22 protein-coding genes are annotated in these 22,598 nt (G+C 64.5%); 20 read left to right on the forward strand and 2 right to left on the reverse strand.

The genetic code is table 11. From position 1 onward, the window contains the following. Positions 1-2 precede the first annotated feature (2 nt). From IVA75_RS37750 to mmsB, 5 genes are all read left to right on the forward strand, one after another. Positions 3-1,079, forward strand: coding sequence for an aldose epimerase family protein (locus IVA75_RS37750; RefSeq protein ID WP_247288917.1), 1,077 nt, complete (start codon positions 3-5; stop codon positions 1,077-1,079). Next, positions 1,079-1,957, forward strand: coding sequence for an SMP-30/gluconolactonase/LRE family protein (locus tag IVA75_RS37755; RefSeq protein WP_247288918.1), 879 nt, complete (start codon positions 1,079-1,081; stop codon positions 1,955-1,957). The genes IVA75_RS37750 and IVA75_RS37755 overlap by 1 nt, the downstream gene beginning before the upstream one ends. A gap of 73 nt (positions 1,958-2,030) precedes the next feature. Then, positions 2,031-3,104: a multiple monosaccharide ABC transporter substrate-binding protein gene (gene chvE / locus IVA75_RS37760; RefSeq protein ID WP_247288919.1), complete on the forward strand. Its 1,074-nt coding sequence runs from the start codon at positions 2,031-2,033 to the stop codon at positions 3,102-3,104. Positions 3,105-3,292: 188 nt separating this feature from the next. Then, complete coding sequence (gene mmsA, locus IVA75_RS37765) at positions 3,293-4,870, forward strand: multiple monosaccharide ABC transporter ATP-binding protein (protein WP_247288920.1); 1,578 nt, start codon at positions 3,293-3,295, stop codon at positions 4,868-4,870. Next, positions 4,867-6,057 (forward strand): multiple monosaccharide ABC transporter permease, encoded by a 1,191-nt coding sequence (gene mmsB / locus IVA75_RS37770; RefSeq protein WP_027569186.1) that lies wholly within the window; start codon positions 4,867-4,869, stop codon positions 6,055-6,057. Before mmsA ends, mmsB begins: the two co-directional genes overlap by 4 nt. 83 nt (positions 6,058-6,140) lie before the next feature. Here mmsB and IVA75_RS37775 read toward each other — a convergent pair whose 3' ends face one another. Further along, positions 6,141-6,296: a hypothetical protein gene (locus tag IVA75_RS37775; protein ID WP_247288921.1), complete on the reverse strand. Its 156-nt coding sequence runs from the start codon at positions 6,294-6,296 to the stop codon at positions 6,141-6,143. Between the two features lie 171 nt (positions 6,297-6,467). Here IVA75_RS37775 and IVA75_RS37780 point away from each other — a divergent pair, with 171 nt between their 5' ends. From IVA75_RS37780 to IVA75_RS37850, 15 genes are all read left to right on the forward strand, one after another. Beyond that, positions 6,468-7,043: a cytochrome c oxidase subunit 3 family protein gene (locus IVA75_RS37780; protein WP_247288922.1), complete on the forward strand. Its 576-nt coding sequence runs from the start codon at positions 6,468-6,470 to the stop codon at positions 7,041-7,043. Between the two features lie 2 nt (positions 7,044-7,045). After that, complete coding sequence (locus tag IVA75_RS37785; RefSeq protein ID WP_247288923.1) at positions 7,046-7,306, forward strand: cytochrome C oxidase subunit IV family protein; 261 nt, start codon at positions 7,046-7,048, stop codon at positions 7,304-7,306. A gap of 96 nt (positions 7,307-7,402) precedes the next feature. Then, a complete protein-coding gene (locus tag IVA75_RS37790; RefSeq protein WP_247288924.1) occupies positions 7,403-7,855 on the forward strand; it encodes a cytochrome c in 453 nt (150 codons plus the stop codon). Between the two features lie 39 nt (positions 7,856-7,894). After that, positions 7,895-9,241 carry a cbb3-type cytochrome c oxidase subunit I gene (locus tag IVA75_RS37795; RefSeq protein ID WP_247288925.1) on the forward strand — a complete coding sequence of 449 codons (1,347 nt, stop codon included), beginning with the start codon at positions 7,895-7,897 and terminating at the stop codon, positions 9,239-9,241. Positions 9,242-9,300: 59 nt separating this feature from the next. Continuing rightward, positions 9,301-10,113, forward strand: coding sequence for a CbbQ/NirQ/NorQ/GpvN family protein (locus IVA75_RS37800; protein ID WP_247288927.1), 813 nt, complete (start codon positions 9,301-9,303; stop codon positions 10,111-10,113). Positions 10,114-10,123: 10 nt separating this feature from the next. Further along, positions 10,124-12,040, forward strand: a complete 1,917-nt coding sequence (locus IVA75_RS37805; RefSeq protein ID WP_247288929.1) for a VWA domain-containing protein — start codon at positions 10,124-10,126, stop codon at positions 12,038-12,040. Positions 12,041-12,116: 76 nt separating this feature from the next. Further along, a complete protein-coding gene (locus IVA75_RS37810; protein WP_247288931.1) occupies positions 12,117-12,782 on the forward strand; it encodes an HAD family hydrolase in 666 nt (221 codons plus the stop codon). Between the two features lie 8 nt (positions 12,783-12,790). After that, entirely contained in the window at positions 12,791-13,741 is a 951-nt protein-coding gene (locus IVA75_RS37815; protein WP_247288932.1) for a sugar-binding domain-containing protein, read from the forward strand. Between the two features lie 315 nt (positions 13,742-14,056). Further along, positions 14,057-15,370, forward strand: a complete 1,314-nt coding sequence (locus IVA75_RS37820; RefSeq protein ID WP_247288933.1) for a sugar ABC transporter substrate-binding protein — start codon at positions 14,057-14,059, stop codon at positions 15,368-15,370. Positions 15,371-15,462: 92 nt separating this feature from the next. Then, positions 15,463-16,335 (forward strand): sugar ABC transporter permease, encoded by an 873-nt coding sequence (locus tag IVA75_RS37825; RefSeq protein WP_247288934.1) that lies wholly within the window; start codon positions 15,463-15,465, stop codon positions 16,333-16,335. A 3-nt stretch (positions 16,336-16,338) separates the two neighbouring features. After that, on the forward strand, positions 16,339-17,169 hold the full coding sequence (locus tag IVA75_RS37830) for a carbohydrate ABC transporter permease (protein ID WP_027569196.1): 831 nt from the start codon (positions 16,339-16,341) through the stop codon (positions 17,167-17,169). Between the two features lie 16 nt (positions 17,170-17,185). Continuing rightward, a complete protein-coding gene (locus IVA75_RS37835; protein ID WP_027569197.1) occupies positions 17,186-18,193 on the forward strand; it encodes an ABC transporter ATP-binding protein in 1,008 nt (335 codons plus the stop codon). A 39-nt stretch (positions 18,194-18,232) separates the two neighbouring features. Beyond that, positions 18,233-19,006, forward strand: a complete 774-nt coding sequence (locus IVA75_RS37840; RefSeq protein ID WP_247288935.1) for an SDR family NAD(P)-dependent oxidoreductase — start codon at positions 18,233-18,235, stop codon at positions 19,004-19,006. Between the two features lie 38 nt (positions 19,007-19,044). Next, a complete protein-coding gene (locus IVA75_RS37845; RefSeq protein ID WP_247288936.1) occupies positions 19,045-20,691 on the forward strand; it encodes an FGGY-family carbohydrate kinase in 1,647 nt (548 codons plus the stop codon). 5 nt (positions 20,692-20,696) lie between these two features. Further along, a complete protein-coding gene (locus IVA75_RS37850) occupies positions 20,697-21,632 on the forward strand; it encodes a carbohydrate kinase (RefSeq protein WP_247288937.1) in 936 nt (311 codons plus the stop codon). Between the two features lie 5 nt (positions 21,633-21,637). Here IVA75_RS37850 and IVA75_RS37855 read toward each other — a convergent pair whose 3' ends face one another. Next, the gene (locus IVA75_RS37855; RefSeq protein WP_247288938.1) at positions 21,638-22,525 is read right to left on the reverse strand and encodes a LysR substrate-binding domain-containing protein; all 888 of its coding nucleotides are present in this window, start codon (positions 22,523-22,525) and stop codon (positions 21,638-21,640) included. Positions 22,526-22,598: the final 73 nt, after the last annotated feature.

Here is a 22,598-nt window from a genome sequence, read left to right on the forward strand (position 1 = left end):
TCATGGCTGGATCGAAAACAGAGAGAGACGTCTTCGGAACGCTGCCTGACGGCTGCAAGGTCGAGCGCATCGTGCTGCGCGGCGAGGGCGGGTTCGAGGCGCGCATCATCACCCATGGCGCGGTGATCCAGGCGCTGATCGCGCCGGACGCCAAAGGCGGCTACGACGACGTCGTGCTCGGCCATGATGGGTTCGCCGGCTATCTCGCTGAACGAAAGTTCTTCGGCGCCACCGTCGGCCGCTACGCCAATCGCATCGCCAACGGACAATTCTCGCTGGACGGCGAGACGGTGCAGCTTCCCGTCAACAACGGTCCGAATGCGCTGCATGGCGGCCTCGACGGCTTCGACCGCAAGCTCTGGGACATTGCGGAGATCGACGACGGCGCCGAGCCCGCGGTCACGCTGACCTATGTCAGTCCGCACGGCGAGGAGAACTATCCCGGTCGGCTCGATGTGCGCCTGACTTATCGCGTCACCGGCCCGGCCGAGCTATCCCTGACCATGGAGGCGCGGACCGACCGGCCGACCATCGTCAACCTGACCAACCACAGCTTCTTTAATCTGGAAGGCGCGACATCGGGCACGCCCATTCTCGATCACAAGCTGACGGTCGCGGCCGGGCATTTCCTCGCGATCGATCCCACCGCCATTCCGTTGCTTGAGCCGCCGCGCAGCGTTGCCGGCACGCCGTTCGACTTCCGCGAGCCGCGGCCGGTCGGCGAGCGCATCCGCGAGAGCGACCAGCAATTGCGCAACGGCAAGGGCTACGATCACACCTACTGTCTCGCGCGTGACGGCAAGCTTGCGCTCGCGGCGCGGCTGGAGGCGCCGCGCTCGGGGCGCATCATGGAGCTGTTCACTGATCAGCCCGGTCTGCAGGTCTATTCGGGTAATTATCTCGACGGCACGATTTCGGGCAAGGGCGGCAAGCTGTACCGGCAGTCGGACGCCATGTGCCTGGAGCCGCATATCTGGCCGGACGCACCGAACCGGCCGGATTTCCCGAGCCCGCGCCTAGCGCCCGGCGAGGTCTATCGCCATCATACGGTCTATCGCTTTGCGGTGAGGAGGTCCTGATGGAACAGGTGCCGACCTCGGTTCTTTCGAACGATCCTTGCCATCTCGGCGAGGGGCCGACCTATGACGTGACCACGGACACGGCCTGGTGGTTCGATATCCGCGAGGGGCGACTGTTCGAGGCGCAGCTCGGCAGCGGCAGGATTCGCGTTCATGCGCTGGGCCGGATGGCGAGCGCACTTGGGCGGATTGACGCCGAGCGGCAGTTGATCGTCACGGAAGACGGCCTCTATATCCGCAAAATTGCCGACGGTGCGATGGCGCTGCTCTGTCCGCTCGAAGCCGACAATCCCGCGACCCGCTCCAACGATGCCCGCGTGCACCCCTCCGGCACGTTCTGGATCGGCACCATGGGCCGCAAGGCGGAAGCAGAGGCAGGCGCGATCTACGCGTTCCAGCACGGCAAGATATCGATGCTGTTTCCGCGCATCAGCATTCCCAATTCGATCTGCTTCTCGCCCGATGGCGCTACCGGCTACTTCGCCGACACCGCGCGTGCGGTGCTCTACGCGGTGCCGCTCAATCCCGCGACCGGCCTGCCGCGCGGCGAGCCGGAGGTGCTGCTGCGCCACACCGGCATCGGCGGCCTCGACGGATCGGTGTGCGATGCCGACGGAAACATCTGGAACGCCTGCTGGGGTGCGAGCCGCATTGACGTCTACTCTCCGCAAGGCGAGCGGCTGCGCTCGCTCAGCGTGCCGGCAAAGCAGGCGAGCTGCCCCGCTTTTGTCGGCCCCGATCTATCACGTCTCCTCGTCACCTCGGCCTGGCAGGACATGGATGCGGCGGCGCGTGCCGCCGATCCGCAAGCCGGCTACACCTTCCTGTTGGAGGCCTCCGCGCACGGTCGCGCGGAGCCTGACGTCAAGCTCGCATAGGAGGCTCGAAGCTGCACACGACCAAAGTTCTCGACGACACGAAAAAACAGTCTGACATCCAAGGGAGTGAAACATGTTGAAACTGAAGACGACCTTCCTCGCGCTCGCGCTGGCCGGCGCTGCGACGATGGCCGCGGGCGTCACCGCCTCGGCCCAGGACAAAGCAACAGTCGGCATCGCCATGCCGACCAAATCGTCGGCGCGCTGGATCGACGATGGCAACAACATGGTCAAGGTGCTGAAGGAGCGCGGCTACAACACCGACCTGCAATATGCCGAGGACGACATTCCGAACCAGCTCTCGCAGGTCGAGAACATGGTGACCAAGGGCGCGAAAGCGCTGGTGATCGCCGCGATCGACGGCACCACGCTGTCCGACGTGCTCAAGCAGGCGAAAGCAAAAGGCATCACCGTGATCGCCTATGACCGCCTGATCCGCGGCACGCCGAACGTCGACTATTACGCGACCTTCGACAATTTCCAGGTCGGCGTGCTCCAGGCCGAGTCGATCGTGCAGGGCCTCGGCCTCAAGGATGGCAAGGGTCCGTTCAACATCGAGCTGTTCGGCGGCTCGCCCGACGACAACAACGCCTACTTCTTCTACAACGGCGCGATGAGCGTGCTGAAGCCGTACATCGACAGCGGCAAGCTCGTCGTCGTCTCCGGTCAGATGGGCATGGACAAGGTCGCGACCTTGCGCTGGGACGGCGCCACCGCGCAGGCCCGCATGGACAATCTGCTCAGCGCCTACTACGGCAACAAGAAGGTCAACGCGGTGCTGTCGCCGTATGACGGCCTGTCGATCGGCATCATCTCCTCGCTGAAGGGGGTCGGTTATGGCAGCGCCGGCCAGCCGATGCCTGTCATCTCGGGCCAGGATGCCGAAGTGCCCTCGATCAAGGCGATGCTGCGCGGCGATCAGTATTCGACGATCTTCAAGGACACCCGCGATCTCGCCAAGGTGACCGCCGACATGGTCGACGCTGCGCTTGCCGGCAAGCAGGTCACCGTCAACGACACCAAGACCTACGAGAACGGCGCCAAGACCGTGCCGTCCTATCTGCTCAAGCCGGTCGTGGTCTACAAGGACAATTGGGAGAAGGTCCTGGTCGACAGCGGCTACTACAAGAAGTCGCAGTTCCAGTAAGAGGTCTACTCCCTCTCCCGACCTGCGGAGAGGGAGTTCTTTAGGGTTTGGGCGAAGCGCATGTTTATCAACTCGTCGTGCCCGGGTTTGTCCCGGGCATCCACGTCCCTCTTCGCAAGCGACTGCACGTGGATGGCCGGGACAAGCCCGGCCATGACGATTGTGGAAGCCCCCGGGAGAATGAACCGATGACCGCAATGCTGGAGATGCGTAACGTCAGCAAGAGCTTTTCCGGCGTCCAGGCGCTGCGCGATGTCAACTTCTCGGTTGAAGCCGGGCAGATCCACGCCCTCGTCGGCGAGAACGGTGCCGGCAAGTCCACGCTGATGAAGGTGCTCAGCGGCGTCTACCCGGCCGGCAGCTACGAGGGCACCATCATCTTCGATGGCGAGGAGCGCCGCTTCCGCGACATCAACGATTCCGAGGCGCTCGGTATCATCATCATCCATCAGGAGCTGGCGCTGATCCCGCTGATGTCGATTGCCGAAAACATCTTCCTGTCGCATCCGCCGTCCAAGCTCGGCGTGATCGATCGCGACGAGGTCTATCGGCGTACCCGGGAACTGCTGGCTCAGGTCGGCCTCAAGGAATCGCCGGACACGCTGATCACCGATCTCGGCGTCGGCAAGCAGCAGCTTGTCGAGATCGCCAAGGCGCTGTCCAAGCGGGTGCGGATGCTGATCCTGGACGAGCCGACCGCCAGCCTCAACGAGGCCGACAGTGCCGCGCTGCTCGAACGTCTCATGGCCTTCCGCGAGCAGGGCATCGGCTCGATCCTGATCTCGCACAAGCTGAACGAGGTCGCCCGTGTTGCCGATCACATCACCGTCCTGCGCGATGGCCGCACCGTCGACGGCATCGACTGCCGCGCCGAGCCGATCCAGGAGGACCGCATCATCCGCAGCATGGTCAACCGCGATCTCGCCCATCGCTTTCCGGAGCGCAGCGCAAAGGTCGGCGAGCCCGTCCTCACCGTCGAGAACTGGTCGGTCTACCATCCCATCCATCCCGAGCGGCAGGTGATCAAGAACGTTGATTTCAGCGTGAAACGCGGCGAGGTGGTCGGCATTGCCGGATTGATGGGCGCTGGCCGCACCGAATTCGCCATGAGCCTGTTCGGCCGTTCCTGGGGCACCACGATCAGCGGTCGCATCCGGCTCGAGGGCCATGAGATCGTGCTGCCGAACGTCGCGGCCGCGATCGACGCCGGCCTTGCCTATGTCACCGAGGACCGCAAGCAGCTCGGGCTGATCCTCGCCGACGACGTCCGCAAGAACATCACGCTCGCAAGCCTTAACCAGGTCGCCCCCAACCGGGTGATCGACGACATCGCCGAGCTGAAGGTTGCCAGCGACTACCGCAACCGGATGCGCATCCGCTGCTCCGACGTCTATCAGGAGACCAGCCAGCTCTCCGGCGGCAACCAGCAAAAGGTCGTGCTGTCGAAATGGCTGATGACGGATCCCAAGGTCTTGATCCTGGACGAGCCGACCCGGGGCATCGACGTCGGTGCCAAGTACGAGATCTACTGTATCATCAACGAGCTTGCAGAGGCCGGCCGCGGTGTGGTGGTGATCTCCTCGGAGATGCCCGAGTTGCTCGGCGTATGCGACCGCATCTGCGTCATGAACGACGGTGCCTTCGTCGGCGAGTTCCCCGGCACCGAAGCGACACAGGAAAAGATCATGCGCGCCATCATGCGCAACGACAGAAATTATGGAAGCCGCGCCCTGGCGGGTGCCGAGATGGGAGGATCGCAGCCATGACCGACAAGACGGTTTCGCTGCCCGAGGAGCGCCGGAACGGCAGCTTCATCAAGAACAATCTGCGCAACTACGGCATGCTGATGTCGCTGATCGCGATCATGCTGTTCTTCCAGGTCATGACCGGCGGCACGCTGCTGCAGCCGCTCAACCTGACCAATCTGGTGCTCCAGAACAGCTACATCGTCATCATGGCGCTGGGCATGCTGCTCGTCATCGTCACCGGCCATATCGACCTCTCGGTCGGCTCGGTCGCGGGTTTCGTCGGCGCGGTGGCCGCCGTGCTGATGGTGACATACAAGGTCGACTACACGCTCGCCTTCATCGCATGCCTGCTGCTCGGCGCGGCAATCGGCGCCGCGCAGGGCTATTGGGTGGCCTATTTCAAGATCCCGTCCTTCATCGTGACGCTAGCGGGCATGTTGGTGTTCAAGGGGCTTGCGCTCGCGGTGTTGCAGGGCCAGTCGCTCGGACCGTTCCCGGCGACCTTCCAGAAACTGTCCTCCGGCTTCATTCCGGAGCTCTTGCCGGAGGCCGGCACCCTGCATCCGACATCCATGCTGATCGGTGCGGTGCTCGCGCTCGGCCTCGTCTACGCCAGCGCCAGGGGAAGGTCGCGCGAGCAGTTGCACGGCATCGAAGTCGAGCCTTACGCGTTCTTCCTCGGCAAGAGCATTCTTCTGGCCTGCGCCGTGCTCTATTTCACCTATCTGATTGCCTCGCATCGCGGCCTGCCCAACGTGCTGGTGATCATGGGTGCGTTGATCGCGCTCTACGGCTTCGTCACCCGCCGCACCGTGATCGGCCGGCAAATCTATGCGGTCGGCGGCAACGCCAAGGCCGCAAGCCTGTCGGGCATCAAGACGGAACGGTTGACCTTCCTCACCTTCGTCAACATGGGCGTGCTCGCCGCGCTCGCCGGCCTCGTCTTCGCCGCGCGCCTCAACACCGCAACGCCGAAGGCGGGTCTCGGCTTCGAGCTCGACGTCATCGCCGCCTGCTTCATTGGCGGCGCCTCAGCCTATGGCGGGGTCGGCCGCGTCGGCGGTGCCGTGGTCGGCGCCATGATCATGGGTGTGATGAACAACGGCATGTCCATCCTCGGCATCGGCATCGACTATCAGCAGGTCATCAAGGGCCTGGTCCTGCTCGGGGCAGTGTGCATCGACGTTTATAATCAGCGGAGATGAGGCTGCGTAGCCGGATGGAGCGAATCGCAATACGGGACCACTGATCCGCATTCCGCTCTGCTCCATGCAGGCTGGGGCAGCCGTTACTGCGTCGTGAACAGCACCGCCGCGATCGCGACCGAGATGCTCACCGCCGACACGGTGGCCACGGTCGATAGCACGCCGATTCGCCGGAGCGCGATGGCGAAGACGATGATGATGGGCGTCGCGGTCATCAGCCCGATTTGTGCATCGCTCATGTCATCGCTCGCAGCTCCATGGAACCTTCGGCGTTTCGTACCGCGACCCGGCAGGCTGGACGTTGCGACGGCGCAAACAAATTGATCGGCATTCCCCAAGTTTGTCCGGCAACAAACTCGGATCGGTACGGCTGAGCTAGGTCTGGCCGTTGTCCTGATCCGGAAGAGCAGATGTCGGCAGCCGATTGCGAACCACAGGGAACGGGTTGGGGAATTCTGGACGATCTTCCCGGCGATCCCATGATCTGGGTGCTGATCTTCAGCGAGCTCGCCGCCTTCGGTCTGTTTCTCGGTACCTTCACGGTCGCCCGCGCGATCCATCCCGCCGTGTTCGCGGCGGGGCAGGCGGCGCTTGATCCGGGTCTCGCCGGATTGAACACTATCGTGCTGGTGACGAGCGGTTGGGCCGCGGCCCGGGCTACGAAGGCCGCGCGGGCCAGCGAGAGGCGGGCGACACGATACTGGCTGCTCACAGCCATGGGGCTTGGTGGCCTGTTCGTGGCGGTCAAGCTCGCCCAATATGCCGAAGAGATCGGACGCGGCATCGGAATTGAAACCAGCCCCTTCTTCACACTCTACTTCCTCCTGACCGGCTTCCATCTCCTGCACGTCTGCCTCGGCATCATCATCCTCGCATTGGTCTGCCGCCGCGCTGAAGCGTTCGGCGTCGAGACGGGAACGGCCTTCTGGCACATGGTCGATCTGGTCTGGATCGTGATGTTCCCGATTCTTTATCTGGTGCGGTGACGATGCCGGATCGCCTGGACATCACCTGGATCGCGCTGATCGGCCTCGCGCTCGCGACCATCCTGGTGCCACCGCTGGTGCCGCGGCCGCTGCTCGGCAACGCCCTGCTGCTGGCCTTGGCCGCCGTCAAGGGCCGCCGGATTGCACTCGACTTCCTCGATCTTCGCGCGGCGCCTGCGCTCTGGCGCGGCCTCGTCAGCGCCTGGATCCTCATCGTGGTGCTGTTTGCCTGGCTCACATCCGCCGTCGTCGCCCTGATCTGACTCACTCCTTGCGCCCTGACAAAGAACGGGCTGGGCCAATCGGCAATAAATCGCATCACCGATTTACGCGACGGGACTCAATTGAAAGGATTGGCAATGGCTGAACGCCTGACCAAGTCGGCCGCTCGAAACGTCTTCTACGGCGGCTCGGCTTTTTTCTTCGCCATCTTCATCGGGCTGACGGCGCACAGCCACTACTACATGGCCACGGCATCCACGGACGCGGCGACGCTGACGTCGTCGGTCGCCCGCGGCAAGCATGTCTGGGAGAAGAACTCCTGCATCAACTGCCACACGTTGCTCGGCGAAGGCGCCTATTTCGCGCCCGAAGTCGGCAACGTCTGGGATCGATGGGGCGGCAAGGAAGACCCGGCCGGCGCGCGAGAGCCGCTGAAGGCCTGGATGCAGTCGCAGCCCTCGGGCGCGGAGGGCCGGCGGCAGATGCCGCAGTTCAACCTCACCGATCAGGAGCTCAACGATCTCGCCGATTTCCTGCAATGGGTGAGCACGATCAAGCGCCAGGATTGGCCGCCGAACAAGGCCGGCTGAGCCCGCCGCTTTCCTCTTTCAAGACAGAGAGAATCCGAGATGAAATACCAAACCCAGAAAGTCGCGATGCTGTATTTCTACGGCGCGCTGACCCTGTTCCTGGCCCAGGTCCTGTTCGGCCTCCTCGCCGGGACGATCTACGTCCTGCCCAACACGCTATCGGTGCTGCTGCCGTTCAACATCGTCAGGATGATCCACACCAACGCGCTGATCGTGTGGTCGTTGATCGGCTTTATGGGCGCGACCTATTTCCTGCTGCCTGAGGAAACTGAGACCGAGCTGTACAGCCCGCTGCTCGCAAAGATCCAGTTCTGGATGTTTTTTGGCGCGGCGGGCGTCGCGGTGGTGGGCTATCTCTTCCACTACCACGAGGGCCGCGAGTTCCTTGAGCAGCCCTTCATCATCAAGGTCGGCATCGTCGTCGTCTGCCTGATGTTCCTGTTCAACGTGACCATGACTGCGCTCAAGGGGCGCAAGACCACGGTCACCAACATCCTGCTGTTCGGCCTGTGGGGCGTTGCGATCTTCTTCCTGTTCGCCTTCTACAATCCGGCGAACCTCGCCGTCGACAAGATGTACTGGTGGTACGTCGTCCATCTCTGGGTCGAGGGTGTCTGGGAGCTGATCATGGCCTCCGTGCTCGCCTATCTCATGATCAAGCTCAATGGCATCGATCGCGAGGTGGTCGAGAAGTGGCTCTACGTCATCATCGGCCTCGCGCTGTTCTCGGGGATTCTCGGCACCGGCCACCATTTCTACTGGATCGGCGCGCCCGGCTACTGGCAGTGGATTGGCTCGCTGTTCTCGACGCTCGAGGTCGCGCCGTTCTTCACGATGGTGATCTTCACGGTGCAGATGACCTGGAAGGCCGGCCGCAAGCACCCGAACCGCGCCGCGCTGCTGTGGTCGGTCGGCTGTTCGGTGATGGCGTTCCTGGGGGCCGGCGTCTGGGGTTTCCTGCACACGCTGTCCTCGGTGAACTACTACACCCACGGCACCCAGGTCACCGCCGCGCACGGCCATCTCGCCTTCTTCGGCGCTTATGTGATGCTCAATCTTGCCGTGATGGCTTACGCCATCCCGCAGATCAAGGGACGCGCGCCCTATAACCAGTGGCTCAGCATGACGAGCTTCTGGATCATGTGCACGGCCATGATGACCATGACATTCGCGCTGACCTTTGCCGGCGTGGTCCAGGTCCATCTCCAGCGCGTGCTCGGTCAGGGCTACATGGACGTGCAGGACCAGCTCGCCTTCTTCTACTGGGTGCGGCTCGGCTCCGGTGTGTTCGTCGCGATCTCCGCGCTGATGTTCGTCTGGGCCGTGCTGGTGCCCGGCCGCGAAAGGCAGGCGACCATTCCCGCCGCGCTGCAGCCGGCCGAGTAAGCGTGAAGGCGGCCGCGTTTCATCGCGGCCGCCGCTTCAGAAATTTTCGGAGAGAGATCATGAAAGCAGCTCTTCACGCCTTGGCCGCGCCGGCACCCGCGCTACCAGCCTATGTCGCAAGCGGCAACGAATGCGTGCTGTTCGAGCATGCCTGGCGGCACCGGCTTCCGGTCCTGCTGAAAGGGCCGACCGGTTGCGGCAAGACACGTTTCGTCGCGCATATGGCGGCACGGCTGGGCTTGCCGCTGCACACCGTCGCCTGCCACGACGATCTCACCGCCGCCGATCTCACCGGCCGCTATCTGCTGAGGGGCGGCGACACCGTGTGGACCGACGGTCCGTTGACGCGCGCGGTCCGCGAGGGCGGCATCTGCTATCTCGACGAGGTGGTGGAAGCCCGCAAGGACGTCACCGTCGTGCTGCATCCGCTCACCGACGACCGCCGTATTCTGCCGCTGGAGCGAACCGGCGAGGAGCTTGTTGCTCCCGCGAGCTTCATGCTCGTCGTCTCCTACAATCCCGGTTACCAGACCCTGCTCAAGGCGTTGAAGCCCTCGACGCGGCAGCGCTTCGTCGCCATCGAGTTCGCCTTCCTGCCGGCCGAGCAGGAGATTGCGGTGGTGTCGGCCGAGAGCGGGCTGCCACCGGATCGCGTACGGCCGCTGGTCGCGCTCGCCGGACGTCTGCGGGCGCTGAAGGCGCATGATCTGGAGGAGGGCGTCTCGACCCGGCTCGTGGTGTATTGCGCGACCTTGATTGCGGCGGGAGTCTCGATCGCCGATGCCGTGCTCGCCGGCATGATCGAGCCGCTGACCGACGATTCCGACGTCAAGGCGGCGCTGCTAGATGTCACGCGCGCCGTGATTGGGTGAGGCAGATTCCATGCTCGACTTCCTCGAATTGGAGGAGACGGTCGGCCGTGCCTGGCACCGGATGGTCGGCGGCACCGCGAGCTATCCCGTTCACGATGATCACGCGGTCGCGCTTGCGGAGGTGAGAGGCCGGTTGGCGGTGATGTTCCGTGCGCTTGGGGGCGAGACGGGTGTTCAGATCGCAAGCGCGGGCGCACGCAGAGCGGGCCATCGGCTCGGCTGGCGGCAGCGCATCGGCCTTGGAGACGAACGTCTCGAACAGCCGGGCCGCGACGCCGCGACCGTCTTCCTCCCCGATCGCATCGCGATATTTGCCGACCGCGGCCTCAACGCATGCCTCTATCGCTGGCTTGCGGCGTGGTTCGCGGTCGCTCCGATGGAGACGATCACGGAGTATGATCCGCTGCGGCGGGACCTTCTGGTCTTGCGCCGGGCGAGCGAGACGGCGGTCTTTGTGCTCACGCAGTTTCCCGGGCTCGCCGCCGATTACGCGCAACTCGCCGCAGCAATGGCCGAGGCCCGGCCGCGACGTCCGTTGCCACGTATCGAGCAGGAGATCGAGCAGGTCGCTCTCGCCTTGCTCGGGGCCGGAAAGGCGCCTTCGGGCCGGCTGTGGCCGGCGATGATGGGGACAGGTCCGCTGCCGGAGAAGTCACCGCCGGGCTATCGCTCGGTCCTGCCGTGTCCGCTCTGGGGCGATTGCTGGACGCGCGAGCTTTCGCCCTCGCATGCGGGCGACGACGCGTGCGCACCAGGCGCGGGGGCCGCGGCCCAGGACAATCGCAAGCGCTTTGCCGTGCGCGAGCGCGAAAACAACGCCAATCGCCGCGATCCCTTCGTGCTCAACCGCTTCGAAAAGATCCTCGCGATGGCCGAGATGGTCAATGTCGACCGTCCGGCCGACGACAGCGAGGACGAGGACGCGCGGAAGGCCGCCGACGATCTCGAGGAGATCACGCTCAGTCGTCGCAGCGGCAAGCCGGCGAGCCGGCTCAAATTCGATCTCGACCTGCCGCCGGAAGCCCTTGATGCCTCGCCGCTGAACGCAGATCTCACCTATCCCGAATGGGACTACCGCAGCAGCTCCTACCTGCCCGATCACTGCCACGTGCTCGCGGGCGCCGCGTCCGAGACCGGCGAGACCTGGTCGCCCGACGAGTCCATGCGCCGGCATATCCGTCAGGTGCGGCGGCGCTTCGAGATCTTGCGGCCGCGCCGCGAATTGATGCGCGCCCAGGCCGATGGACACGACCTCGACCTCGACGCGCTCGTGCGCGCGCGATGCGATCTTCGCGCTGGCAGCAGCGGCGGTTTCGATCGCATCCATGTCGCGATGCGCCCGCAGGGGCACGATCTCGCCGTCACGCTGCTTGTCGATGTCTCGCTCTCGACGGACGCCTGGGTCGAGGGCCATCGCGTGCTCGACGTCGAGAAGGAGGCGCTGCTCGTGCTCGCGCACGGCCTGTCAGCCTGCGGCGACCACCACAGCATCCTGACCTTCACGTCGCGCCGGCGGTCCTGGGTGCGGCTCGAAACCGTCAAGGCCTTCGGCGAGCCGATGAGCGGGGCAGTGGAGCGTCGTATCGGTGCGCTGAAGCCCGGCTACTACACGCGGATCGGCGCGGCGGTGCGCCACGCCTCGGCCGAGCTCGCGCGTCAGCCGCAGCGCAAGAAGCTGCTGCTCGTCCTCACCGACGGCAAGCCGAACGATGTCGATCATTACGAAGGCCGCTTCGCGGTCGAGGACACCCGCAAATCGGTGCAGGAGGCGCGCCGGCTCGGCATCGCCGCCTTCGGCGTCACGGTGGACGCAACCGCGCAATCCTATTTCCCGACGCTGTTCGGGCGTGGCGGCTACGCCATCGTCGGTAATATCCGCCGACTGCCCGCGGCGCTGCCGGCGATCTACCGGCAGGTGGCGCACTGATCCAGGAAAGAGTGCGGCGTTCCGGGGCCTTGAGTGAGCTATTGCCCACCAATTGGGTATATGATCGAATGGCGGGATGGACCAGGGCCGGCCGAAACCCGATCTGATCATCTTCGACTGCGACGGCGTGCTGGTCGATAGTGAGCTGTTGAGCTGTCGGTGTCTGTCCGACGTGTTGGCCGAATGCGGCATCGCGCTGAGCCCGGAGCAGGCGTTCGAACTCTTTCTCGGACGCAGCACCAAAGCGGTCGATCAGCATTATCGGGACCTCGGGCAGGTCGTGCCGGACGGCTTTCTGCCGCGCTTGAAGTCGCATGTGTTGAGCACGTTCGCCGGATCACTCCAGCCGATCGTGGGTGTTGCCGCCGTGATATCGGAATTGCGGACACCATTCTGCGTGGCCTCGTCCAGCGACATCGACCGTATCGCGCTCTCCCTTGACGTCACCGGCCTGCGGGCGCATTTCGGCGACCGGATTTACACCGCGCAGATGGTCAGGCACGGCAAGCCGGCGCCCGATCTCTTTCTCCACGCGGCCGAGCAGATGGGCGCGCAACCTGCGCGCACGCTGGTGATCGAGGACAGTGCGAGCGGCGTGCTGGCGGGTAAGGCGGCCGGCATGATGGTCTGGGGATTTGCCGGCGGCAGCCATTATCGCGGACGCGACGGGCACGCTATACTGTCGGGTGCGGGGGCCGACCGGGTCTTCGCGCGCATGATTGATTTCTGGAAGGACGCCTGACGCCCGCCATGGCCGCCGAGAACGAAAAGACCAGGCTCGATGACGCCGCGCGTGCCGGCTGGCTGTATTTCATTGCCGGTCACACCCAGGACGAGATCGCGAAGATGCTCCAGGTGTCGCGCGCGTCGGCGCAGCGGCTGGTGTCGCTGTGTCTCGCCGAACGGCTCATCACCTTCCGGCTGGAACATCCCATCGCCGCGTGCATGGAATTGGCGGCGCGTCTGAAGGAGCGTTTCGAGCTTACCCATTGCGAGGTGGTGCCGGCAGATTCCGCTGCGCCCCAGGCCACAGCAGGCATTGCCGAACGCTGCGCCAACCTGCTCGATTCCACCCTGCGTTCGGAGACCCCCGTCATCGTCGCGCTCGGCACGGGACGCGCCGTGCGCGCCGCGGTCGAGCGCGTCACGCCGATCGACCGGCCCAATCACCAGATCGTCTCGCTGGTCGGCAATATCTCCGCCGACGGTTCCGCGAGCTTCTACGACACCGTCGGCCGGCTCGCCGACCGCACCGGCGCGCGGCACTATCCGATGCCGCTGCCGTTCCTGATGTCGTCCGAGGACGAGCGCAACAAGATGGTCCGGATCGAGCCGATCGCGAAGGTGAAGGCGGTCGCGGCCAAGGCAGATTTGCGCCTCGTCGGCATCGGCCAGATGGACCAGAAGGCGCAGGTCCATGTCGACGGCTTCGTCACCCGCGACGAATTGTTCGAGATGATGCGGCAAGGGGCAATCGGCGAGATCACCGGCTGGGCTTATGATTCCAAGGGCCGCCTGCTGAAGGCCGGCACCAACAGGCGCCTGACCAGCATCCCGCCGGAAGTACCCGCGAAGACCACGACGATCGGCGCCGCGGTCGGTGCGGCCAAGGTGCCGGCGATCGCGGCGGCGTTGAATGGACAGTTGATCAACGGGCTGATCACGGACGAGGCGACCGCAAGGGCGATTCTGGAGCGCTGAGGCAGGCTCGCTCTTCGCGTTGGCGAGGCAGGCGGTCTTTTCCTACACCACACTGTCATCGTCCGCGCAGGCGGACGATCCAGTACGCCGCGGCTCCTCTTAGGGCAAACCAATAGACGACACGGCGTACTGGATGCCCCGCTTTCGCGGGGCAAGACACTGAGTGTGAGACGAGAGCTCAGCCCATCTCCCGCACCGCAGCACTCATAAGTTGCGCGAACAGCTTTGCGCCTGCTTGACAACGGCCCGCCCTCAGTCGAACATACGCCCAACGCGTGGGCATATGCTCAAAAGCGCGATCCTAGGGAGGTCACCGTGAAACACGTCCTCGGCGCCGTCTGCGGCGCGTCTTGCCTGTTGCTGGCCGTCCCTGCGATGGCCGAAACGACCCTGACGATCGCCACCGTGAACAACGGCGACATGATCCGCATGCAGGGGCTGACGGCTGAATTCACCAAGAAGAACCCCGATATATCGGTCAAATGGGTGACGCTTGAGGAGAACGTGCTGCGCCAGCGCGTCACCACCGACATCGCCACCAAGGGCGGCCAGTTCGACGTCCTCACCATCGGCACCTACGAGGTGCCGATCTGGGCCAAGAAGGGCTGGCTGGTGCCGCTCGCGAATCTCGGCGCCGACTACGACGTCGCCGACCTCCTGCCCAAGATCAAGGATGCGGTCTCCGTCGACGGCAAGCTCTACGCCGCGCCGTTCTACGGCGAGAGCTCGATGGTGATGTACCGCACCGACCTGTTCGACAAGGCCGGCCTCAAGATGCCGGAAAAGCCGACCTGGGATTTCGTCGTGGACGCCGCCAAGAAGCTCACCGACAAGAGCACTGGCGTCTACGGCATCTGCCTCCGCGGGAAGGCCGGCTGGGGCGAGAACATGGCGTTCCTCTCCGCCATGGCCAATTCCTATGGCGCACGCTGGTTCGACGAGAAGTGGCAGCCGCAGTTCAACACCCCGGAATGGAAGGCGACACTCACGACCTATGTCGACCTGATGAAGCAGGCCGGCCCTCCTGGTGCGAGCTCGAACGGCTTCAACGAGAACCTGGCGCTGTTCAATGCCGGCAAGTGCGCGATGTGGATCGACGCCACCGTCGCGGCGTCCTTCGTCACCAACCCGAAGGACTCCAAGGTCGCCGACAAGGTCGGCTTTGCGATGGCGCCCAACACCGGGCTCGGCAAGAACGCCAACTGGCTGTGGGCCTGGAATCTCGCAATCCCCGCCGGTTCGAAGAAGGCGGAAGCCGCCGAGAAGTTCATCGCCTGGGCGACGAGCAAGGATTACACCAGGACCGTCGCCGCGAAAGAGGGCTGGGCCAACGTGCCGCCGGGCACCCGAACCTCGCTCTACCAAAATCCTGATTATCTGAAGGTCGCCCCGTTTGCGAAGCTGACGCTGGCCTCGATCGATGCCGCCGATCCGAACAAGCCTACGGTGAAGCCGGTGCCCTACGTCGGCGTGCAATATGCGGCGATCCCCGAATTCCAGGGCATCGGCACGCAGGTGGGCCAGCAGTTCTCGGCCGCGCTTGCGGGATCGATGACGGTCGATGCCGCGCTCACCGCGGCGCAATCCTCAACCGAGCGCGAGATGAAGCGCGCGGGTTATATCAAGTGAGCTCTAGCTCTCCCTCCTGAGCTCAGACTTGCGGCCATCCACCGCTAAGGATGGATGGCCGCCTTCTTCCCGCAAGCGGAGAGAAGCCAAGAATGGCAACCCGGCAGACGCAGCTTCTCGCACGGACGCTCCTGACGCCGGCCGTCGGGCTGCTGTTCATCTGGATGATTGTCCCGCTCGCGTTGACGATCTATTTCTCGACGCTGCATTACAGCCTGCTCGATCCCGGCTCGGAATCGTTCGTCGGGCTGGAAAATTTCCGCTACTTCCTCACCGATCCCGCGTTCCTCGCCTCGCTCCAGAATACGCTGGTGCTGGTCGGCTCGGTGCTGGCGCTGACTGTCCTGCTCGGAATTCCGCTGGCGCTGCTGCTCGATCAGCCCGTGATCGGCCTCAACATCGTGCGGCTGATGGTCATCGCGCCGTTCTTCGTCATGCCGACGGTGAGCGCCTTGGTCTGGAAGAACCTGTTGATGCATCCGGTGTCCGGGCTGTTTGCCTGGATCGCGTCGCTGTTCGGGTTGACGCCGATCGACTGGTTCACCGACGCGCCGCTGCTCGCGGTGATTCTGATCGTGTCTTGGCAATGGCTGCCGTTCGCGACGCTGATTTTGCTCACTGCGATGCAGTCGCTCGACGAGGAGCAGAAGGAGGCCGCCGAAATGGACGGCGCCAGCGCGGTCTCGACCTTCATCTACATTACGCTCCCGCACCTCGCGCGTCCCATCACGGTGGTGATCCTGATCGAGACGATCTTCCTGCTCACCGTCTTTGCCGAAATTTACGTCACCACGGGCGGCGGCCCGGGACTGTCGACCACCAACATCGCTTTCCTGATCTATTCGCAGGCACTGATCCAGTACGATGTCGGCACCGCCTCGGCGGGCGGCCTCGTCGCCGTCGTGATCGCCAACGTCGTAGCTTTCTTCCTGGTCCGCATCGTCGGCCGCAATCTGGAGGCTTGAGACATGGCGCGGATAGCGACGAGGCAGCGGGTGGTGGTCTCGACCATCGGGGCGTGGTTCTTCGGCTTCCTGATCTTCTTCCCAATCCTCTGGATGGTATTGGCGAGCTTCAAGACCGAACTTGAGGCCTTCGCGATTCCGCCGTCCTTCCTGTTCTTCCACTGGACCACCGAGAACTACGCAACGGTTCAGGAGCGCAGCGACTATTTCCTCCACGCAATGAACTCGATCATCATCGCCGGCGGCTCGACCTTGATCGCGCTGCTGATCGCGATCCCCGCCGCCTGGTCGATGGCGTTCTCGCCGACCAAACGCACCAAGGACATCCTGCTCTGGATGCTCTCGACCAAGATGATGCCGCCGGTCGGCGTGCTGGTGCCGATCTACCTGATCTACAAGTCCTTCGGCTTGCTCGATTCCCGCATCGGGCTCGTCTTCATCCTGTGCCTGGGAAACTTGCCGATCGTGATCTGGATGCTCTTCACCTATTTCAAGGAGATCCCGCGCGACATCCTGGAAGCCGCGCGCATGGACGGCGCCACCATCGGCCGTGAGCTGGTCTATGTCCTGACGCCGATGGCGATCCCGGGACTCGCATCGACCATGCTGCTGAACCTGATCCTGGCCTGGAACGAGGCGTTCTGGACGCTCAATCTGTCGACCTCGAACGCTGCGCCGCTCACCACGTTCATCGCGTCCTATTCGAGCCCGGAAGGGCTGTTCTGGGCAAAGCTGTCGGCGGCGTCGACGCTGGCGATCGCGCCCATTCTCGTCCTCGGTTGGTTCAGCCAGAAGCAGCTCGTGCGCGGGCTCACCTTTGGCGCGGTAAAGTAGGAAGGGCTGCCGGATCATGGGTCAGATCACACTTCAGGACGTGCAGAAATCCTTCGGCCCCGTGCACATCATCAAGGGCGCAGACCTCGAGATTGCCGACGGCTCCTTCGTGGTGTTCGTAGGTCCCTCAGGCTGCGGCAAGACCACGCTCTTGCGGCTGATCGCGGGGCTCGAGGACGTCTCGGGCGGAAAGATCCTGATCGACGGCAAGAACGTGGTCGACACGCCGCCCGCCAAGCGCGGGCTGTCAATGGTGTTCCAGTCCTATGCGCTCTATCCGCATATGAGCGTGCGCGGCAACATCGGCTTCGGCCTGAAGATGGCGGGTCTTTCCAAGGACGAGACCAACCGCAAGGTCGAGGCCGCCGCCGCGACGCTGAACCTCACGCCCTATCTCGACCGTAAGCCGCGCGAGCTCTCCGGCGGCCAGCGCCAGCGCGTCGCGATCGGGCGTGCCATCGTCCGCGAGCCCAAGGCCTTTTTATTCGACGAGCCGCTCTCCAACCTCGACGCGGCGCTGCGCGTCCAGATGCGCATCGAGGTGACGCGGCTCCAGAAGCAGCTCGGCACTACCGCGATCTATGTCACCCACGACCAGGTTGAGGCCATGACCATGGCCGACAAGATCGTGGTGCTCAACGGCGGTAAGATCGAGCAATACGGCTCGCCGCTGGAGCTCTACGAGAGGCCGGCTAATCTCTTCGTCGCCGGCTTCATCGGTTCGCCGAAGATGAACTTCGTCACCGGCGAGCACGCCCTGCAGAAGGGCGCGGCGACGATCGGGGTGCGGCCGGAGCATCTCAAGATCGAACGCGACGGTGCCGGCGGCTGGCAGGGAACGATCGCGGTGGCCGAGCACCTTGGCAGCGACACCTTCCTTTATGTCGATGCCGGACAGCTCGGCATGCTGACGGCGCGCTACATCGGTGAATTGAGCCTGCATGCCGGCGATCATGTGTCGCTGGTGCCGGAGCCCGCGCGCATCCATCGCTTCGACGCGAGCGGCAACGCCATTCGGAACTGACAAGAAACGGCAAGAAGCGGCAAGAAGCGGAAGAGCAACATGTACCTGGAAAAGTTCAAGCTGAACGGCAAGACCGCGTTCATCACCGGCGGCGGGCAGGGGATCGGGCTCGCCTGCGCCGAAGCGCTGGCTGAAGCCGGCGCCAGGGTCGTCATCGGCGACCGCGACAGCAAGGTCGCGGACAGCGCGAAAGCCAGCCTGAGGGCGAAGGGCTTCGACGCCGAGACGGCGATCATGGATGTCACCGATACCAAGCGCGTGGCGGAAGTGGCGAGCGACCTCGTCGCGCGCCACGGCAAGGTGGACATCCTCGTCAACAACGCCGGCATCGCCCGCAGCGAGACGCCGGCGGAGACCGTGACCGACGAGCACTGGCTCAACGTCATCGACGTCAATCTCAACGGCACCTTCTGGTGCTGCCGCGAGTTCGGCAAGCACATGCTCAATGCCAGGAGCGGCGCCATCGTCAATGTCGGATCGATGTCCGGTTTCATCGTCAACAAACCGCAGGAGCAGTGCTTCTACAATGCGTCCAAGGCCGGCGTGCACCATCTCACGAAATCGCTCGCCGCCGAATGGGGCACGCGCGGCATCCGCGTCAACGCGGTGGCGCCGACTTATATCGAGACGCCGCTCAACGCCTTCGTGAAAAGCAATCCGAGAATGTACGACGCCTGGATCGGTGGAACCCCGATGGCACGGATGGGGCAGGTCGATGAGATCGCTTCCGTCGTGCTGTTCCTGGCTTCCGAAGCCGCGAGCCTGATGACCGGCAGCATCGTGCTGGTGGATGGCGGCTACACTTGCTGGTAGGCTAGCGTCAAAACTGACGAGAGCTTCCGGGGGCGACAATGCCGCGAGCGTATATCGGCGTCGATGTAGGGACCACGAGCACGCGGGCAGGGGTGTTCGACGAGGCGGGCACCTTACTGGCGATCGCACGGCATCCGATCAGGATATGGCACGAGGCCGGCGACATCGTCGAACAATCGTCCCAGGATATCTGGGACGCTTGCACTGCGTCGGTGCGGGCAGCGATGGCGGAAGCTGCCATCGCGCCCGACAGCGTCGGCGGTATCGGTTTCGACGCCACCTGTTCCCTCGTGGTGCTCGACGGGCAAGGCGAACCGCTCACCGTCAGCGCCTCCGGCGGCAGGCAGCGCAACGTTATCGTCTGGATGGATCATCGCGCCACGGCCGAAGCGCGGCTGATCAACGAAACCGGTGATGCCGTGCTGCGCTATGTCGGGGGCTCGATCTCGCCCGAGATGGAGATGCCGAAACTGCTGTGGCTGAAGCGGCACATGCGCGCGAGCTTCGATGCTGCAGGGCACTTCTTCGATCTGGCGGATTACCTGACCTGGCGCGCAACCGGCTCGCTTCAGCGCTCGACCTGCACGGTCACCTGCAAATGGAACTATCTCGCCCACGACGGCGGCGGCTGGAGCGCGCCATTCTTCAAGCGCATCGGCCTGTCGGATTTCGTCAACGAGAAATACGCCCGGATCGGCACCGAGATCGTCGCGCCCGGCACGCGGCTCGGCGCCGGTCTGACCGGTACGGCAGCTGCCGATCTTGGCTTGTCACCGGGCACACCGGTCGGAGCGTCCCTGATCGATGCGCATGCTGGCGGCATCGGGGCGATCGGCGGGCGCGATGAATCGGACGGCGCGACAGATGTCTCCGACCGTCTCGCCTACATCATGGGAACGTCGGCCTGCATCATGGCGACGACGAAAGAACCGTGCTTCGTGCCGGGCGTGTGGGGTCCTTACTATTCCGGCATGGTGCCGAATTTCTGGCTCAACGAGGGCGGGCAGTCGGCTGCGGGCGCTGCGATCGACCATCTTCTCAAGTCGCACCCCGGCCACACCGAGGCGAGCGCGGCGGCGCGCAGCGAGAGCCTCGACCTCATCGAGTTCCTCGAGCGCCGCATCATCGCGCGCGCAGGCGGCGCCAGCCGTGCCGCGCTGCTGGCCAGCGACGTCCATGTACTTCCTGAATTCATCGGCAACCGCTCGCCCTACGCCGACCCTGACACGCGCGCGGTGATCGCCGGCCTCGATCTCGACACCGGCATCGCCTCGATGGAACGGCTGTTCGTCGCCGGTCTGTGCGGGCTCGCCTATGGGCTTGCCGAGGTGATCGAGGCCTTTGCCGCGCATGGCGTCCATTCCGGCATCATGATCATGGGCGGCGGCGCCAGCCGCAGTCCGCTGGTGCGGCAGGTCATGGCGGACACCACCGGCCTCACGGTCGCGCTGCCGCAGACCAAAGAACCCGTGCTGCTCGGCGCCGCCATGCTCGGCGCAGTCGCCGGCGGCGCCTACGCCTCGATCGGCGAGACCATGGCAAAGATGTCGGCGCTGGGACGCAAGAGCGAGCCGACCACGCCCGACATCGCCGCCTTTCACGCCCGCAAGCGCGAGGTCTACAAGCTGCTGCGCGAGGTCGATCGCGGCAGCCGCGTCGCGATGCGCGACATCGCGGGAGGTTGAGACGGATGCTGATTTCCTGCGGCGATGCGCTGATCGATTTCGTCCCGACGCGAAACACCGACGGGCGCGAAGCGGTGATGCCGGCGGTCGGCGGCTCCTGCCTTAACGTCGCAATCGGTATGGCGCGGCTCGGCGCGCCGACCGGCTTTGTCGGCGGAATTTCGACCGACATGTTCGGGCGCATGATCGCCGACCACGCCGCTGCATCCAATGTAGAGCTCGGTCTCGCCACCCGCAGCGATCACCAGACCACGCTCGCTTTCGTTCGTATTGTCGCGGGCGAGTCGCATTACGCGTTCTACGATGCCGAGACGGCGGCGCGGAACTGGGTCTACCAGCGCGGCTCCATTCCTTTCGACGCGATCGAAGTTCTCCACGTCGGCTCGACCACACTCGTTAACGACCAGGGCGCGACCGAGACCAAGGCTCTGATCGCGGACGCGCGGGCGTCCTCGACAATCTCCTTTGATCCGAACTGCCGACCCAACCTCGTGAAGGACAAACCGGCCTATCTCGCGCGCATGGCCGCGTTTGCGGCCAGCGCCGATCTCATCAAGATGTCGGACGTCGATTTTGCCTATTTGTTCGGCGACGAGCCGTATTACCAGCGTGCGAGCACGCTGCTCGCGGGGGGCGCGAGCCTGGTCGTCATCACCCGTGGCGACAGCGGCGCGATCGCGTGGCATGTGGGGGCAGGGCAGATCGAGGTCGCCGCGCCCAAAGTCGTGGTCGCCGACACCATCGGCGCGGGCGACAGTTTTCAGGCGGCGTTGTTGTTCGCCCTGCACAAGCAGGGACGTCTCCCTCGACAGCACTTGAAGGATATCGGCGCAGAGGAGCTTCGCCGTGCACTGTTCTTTGCCGCCAATTGCGCCGGTCTCACCTGCACCCGTCGCGGTGCCGATCCGCCCTGGAGCCACGAGATCAGTTGGAGCTGGTAGGCCGCTCACAGTCGTGCGACCGCCTTCTCGGCGCATTTGAGGAACGTGCGGATCAGCGGGCTCTGGGAATCCCGGCGCCAGCACACCGCGATGTCGATCGAATCAGAGGCATCACGCAGCGATCTGAACACGATGCCGCGCGGCGCCCCGAGCTTGGCGCAGGCTGGCAGGATCGCAAGACCTTCACCGGCCAGAACCAGGCTCATCGCCGCATGCACCGTCTCCACCCGGCTTGCGACCGGCATCACGATCTGGTGGCGCCGCAGCAGGGCGGCGACCGCGGAGGAGGCGGGATCCTGGTCCGGCGGCGGGAGCGCAATCAGCGGACGGCCCTGCAATTTCGCCATCGGCACCGTGCTCAGGCGGGCGAGCGGCGAATGGTTCGGCATCGCCAGCAGGAGCGGCTGCGCACCGATCCGCGCCACCTGAATTTCGGGGTGATGTATCGCCGGCATGCACAGCGCGACCGTGACGCTGCGGTCGAGCAGCCGCGCCTCTCGCGTCGATGCGCTGAGTTCCGCGAATTCGAGGTCGACGCCGGGCATAGACCGGCGCAACTCGGGGATAAGCCGCGGCAGCACTGCATTACCCAGCACGATCATGTAACCGACCGATAGCCGCCCGCGCCGGCCCGAGGCCACTGCACGCGCGGCCTCGGCGCCGTCAGCCGCAAGTGCAAGCGCTTCGCCGGCGCGCGCCAGCAGGGCCTGACCCGCCTCAGTCAGGTCCATGCCGCGCGTGCCACGGCGGAACAGCGGCGCGCCGATCTCGGCTTCGAGCTTGCGGATCTGGACCGAAAGCGGCGGCTGCGCCATCCGCAGCCGTTCGGCGGCCTTGCCGACGCTGCGCGCCTCGGCGACGGCGACGAAATAGCGGAGCCGGCGAAGATCCATTGGCATACCGAAAACGTATGGGATGGCGTCCAAAATCGTATTGGACGGCGAGTTAACAAAACTGTCATCCTCG

Origin of the sequence: Bradyrhizobium sp. 134 (assembly GCF_023074155.1) — a bacterium.
Classification (GTDB): domain Bacteria; phylum Pseudomonadota; class Alphaproteobacteria; order Rhizobiales; family Xanthobacteraceae; genus Bradyrhizobium.

Excerpts from the sequence above, each read along its gene's own strand:
- IVA75_RS37835 (WP_027569197.1), top strand. The coding sequence starts at position 17,186 with ATGGGTCAGATCACACTTCAGGACGTGCAGAAATCCTTCGGCCCCGTG.
- IVA75_RS37780 (WP_247288922.1), top strand. The coding sequence starts at position 6,468 with ATGTCGGCAGCCGATTGCGAACCACAGGGAACGGGTTGGGGAATTCTG.
- IVA75_RS37775 (WP_247288921.1), bottom strand. The coding sequence starts at position 6,296 with ATGAGCGATGCACAAATCGGGCTGATGACCGCGACGCCCATCATCATC.
- chvE (WP_247288919.1), top strand. The coding sequence starts at position 2,031 with ATGTTGAAACTGAAGACGACCTTCCTCGCGCTCGCGCTGGCCGGCGCT.
- mmsB (WP_027569186.1), top strand. The coding sequence starts at position 4,867 with ATGACCGACAAGACGGTTTCGCTGCCCGAGGAGCGCCGGAACGGCAGC.
- IVA75_RS37795 (WP_247288925.1), top strand. The coding sequence starts at position 7,895 with ATGAAATACCAAACCCAGAAAGTCGCGATGCTGTATTTCTACGGCGCG.
- IVA75_RS37845 (WP_247288936.1), top strand. The coding sequence starts at position 19,045 with ATGCCGCGAGCGTATATCGGCGTCGATGTAGGGACCACGAGCACGCGG.
- IVA75_RS37800 (WP_247288927.1), top strand. The coding sequence starts at position 9,301 with ATGAAAGCAGCTCTTCACGCCTTGGCCGCGCCGGCACCCGCGCTACCA.
- mmsA (WP_247288920.1), top strand. The coding sequence starts at position 3,293 with ATGACCGCAATGCTGGAGATGCGTAACGTCAGCAAGAGCTTTTCCGGC.
- IVA75_RS37755 (WP_247288918.1), top strand. The coding sequence starts at position 1,079 with ATGGAACAGGTGCCGACCTCGGTTCTTTCGAACGATCCTTGCCATCTC.
- IVA75_RS37830 (WP_027569196.1), top strand. The coding sequence starts at position 16,339 with ATGGCGCGGATAGCGACGAGGCAGCGGGTGGTGGTCTCGACCATCGGG.
- IVA75_RS37825 (WP_247288934.1), top strand. The coding sequence starts at position 15,463 with ATGGCAACCCGGCAGACGCAGCTTCTCGCACGGACGCTCCTGACGCCG.
- IVA75_RS37790 (WP_247288924.1), top strand. The coding sequence starts at position 7,403 with ATGGCTGAACGCCTGACCAAGTCGGCCGCTCGAAACGTCTTCTACGGC.
- IVA75_RS37805 (WP_247288929.1), top strand. The coding sequence starts at position 10,124 with ATGCTCGACTTCCTCGAATTGGAGGAGACGGTCGGCCGTGCCTGGCAC.
- IVA75_RS37855 (WP_247288938.1), bottom strand. The coding sequence starts at position 22,525 with ATGGATCTTCGCCGGCTCCGCTATTTCGTCGCCGTCGCCGAGGCGCGC.
- IVA75_RS37850 (WP_247288937.1), top strand. The coding sequence starts at position 20,697 with ATGCTGATTTCCTGCGGCGATGCGCTGATCGATTTCGTCCCGACGCGA.
- IVA75_RS37810 (WP_247288931.1), top strand. The coding sequence starts at position 12,117 with ATGGACCAGGGCCGGCCGAAACCCGATCTGATCATCTTCGACTGCGAC.
- IVA75_RS37785 (WP_247288923.1), top strand. The coding sequence starts at position 7,046 with ATGCCGGATCGCCTGGACATCACCTGGATCGCGCTGATCGGCCTCGCG.
- IVA75_RS37750 (WP_247288917.1), top strand. The coding sequence starts at position 3 with ATGGCTGGATCGAAAACAGAGAGAGACGTCTTCGGAACGCTGCCTGAC.
- IVA75_RS37815 (WP_247288932.1), top strand. The coding sequence starts at position 12,791 with ATGGCCGCCGAGAACGAAAAGACCAGGCTCGATGACGCCGCGCGTGCC.
- IVA75_RS37840 (WP_247288935.1), top strand. The coding sequence starts at position 18,233 with ATGTACCTGGAAAAGTTCAAGCTGAACGGCAAGACCGCGTTCATCACC.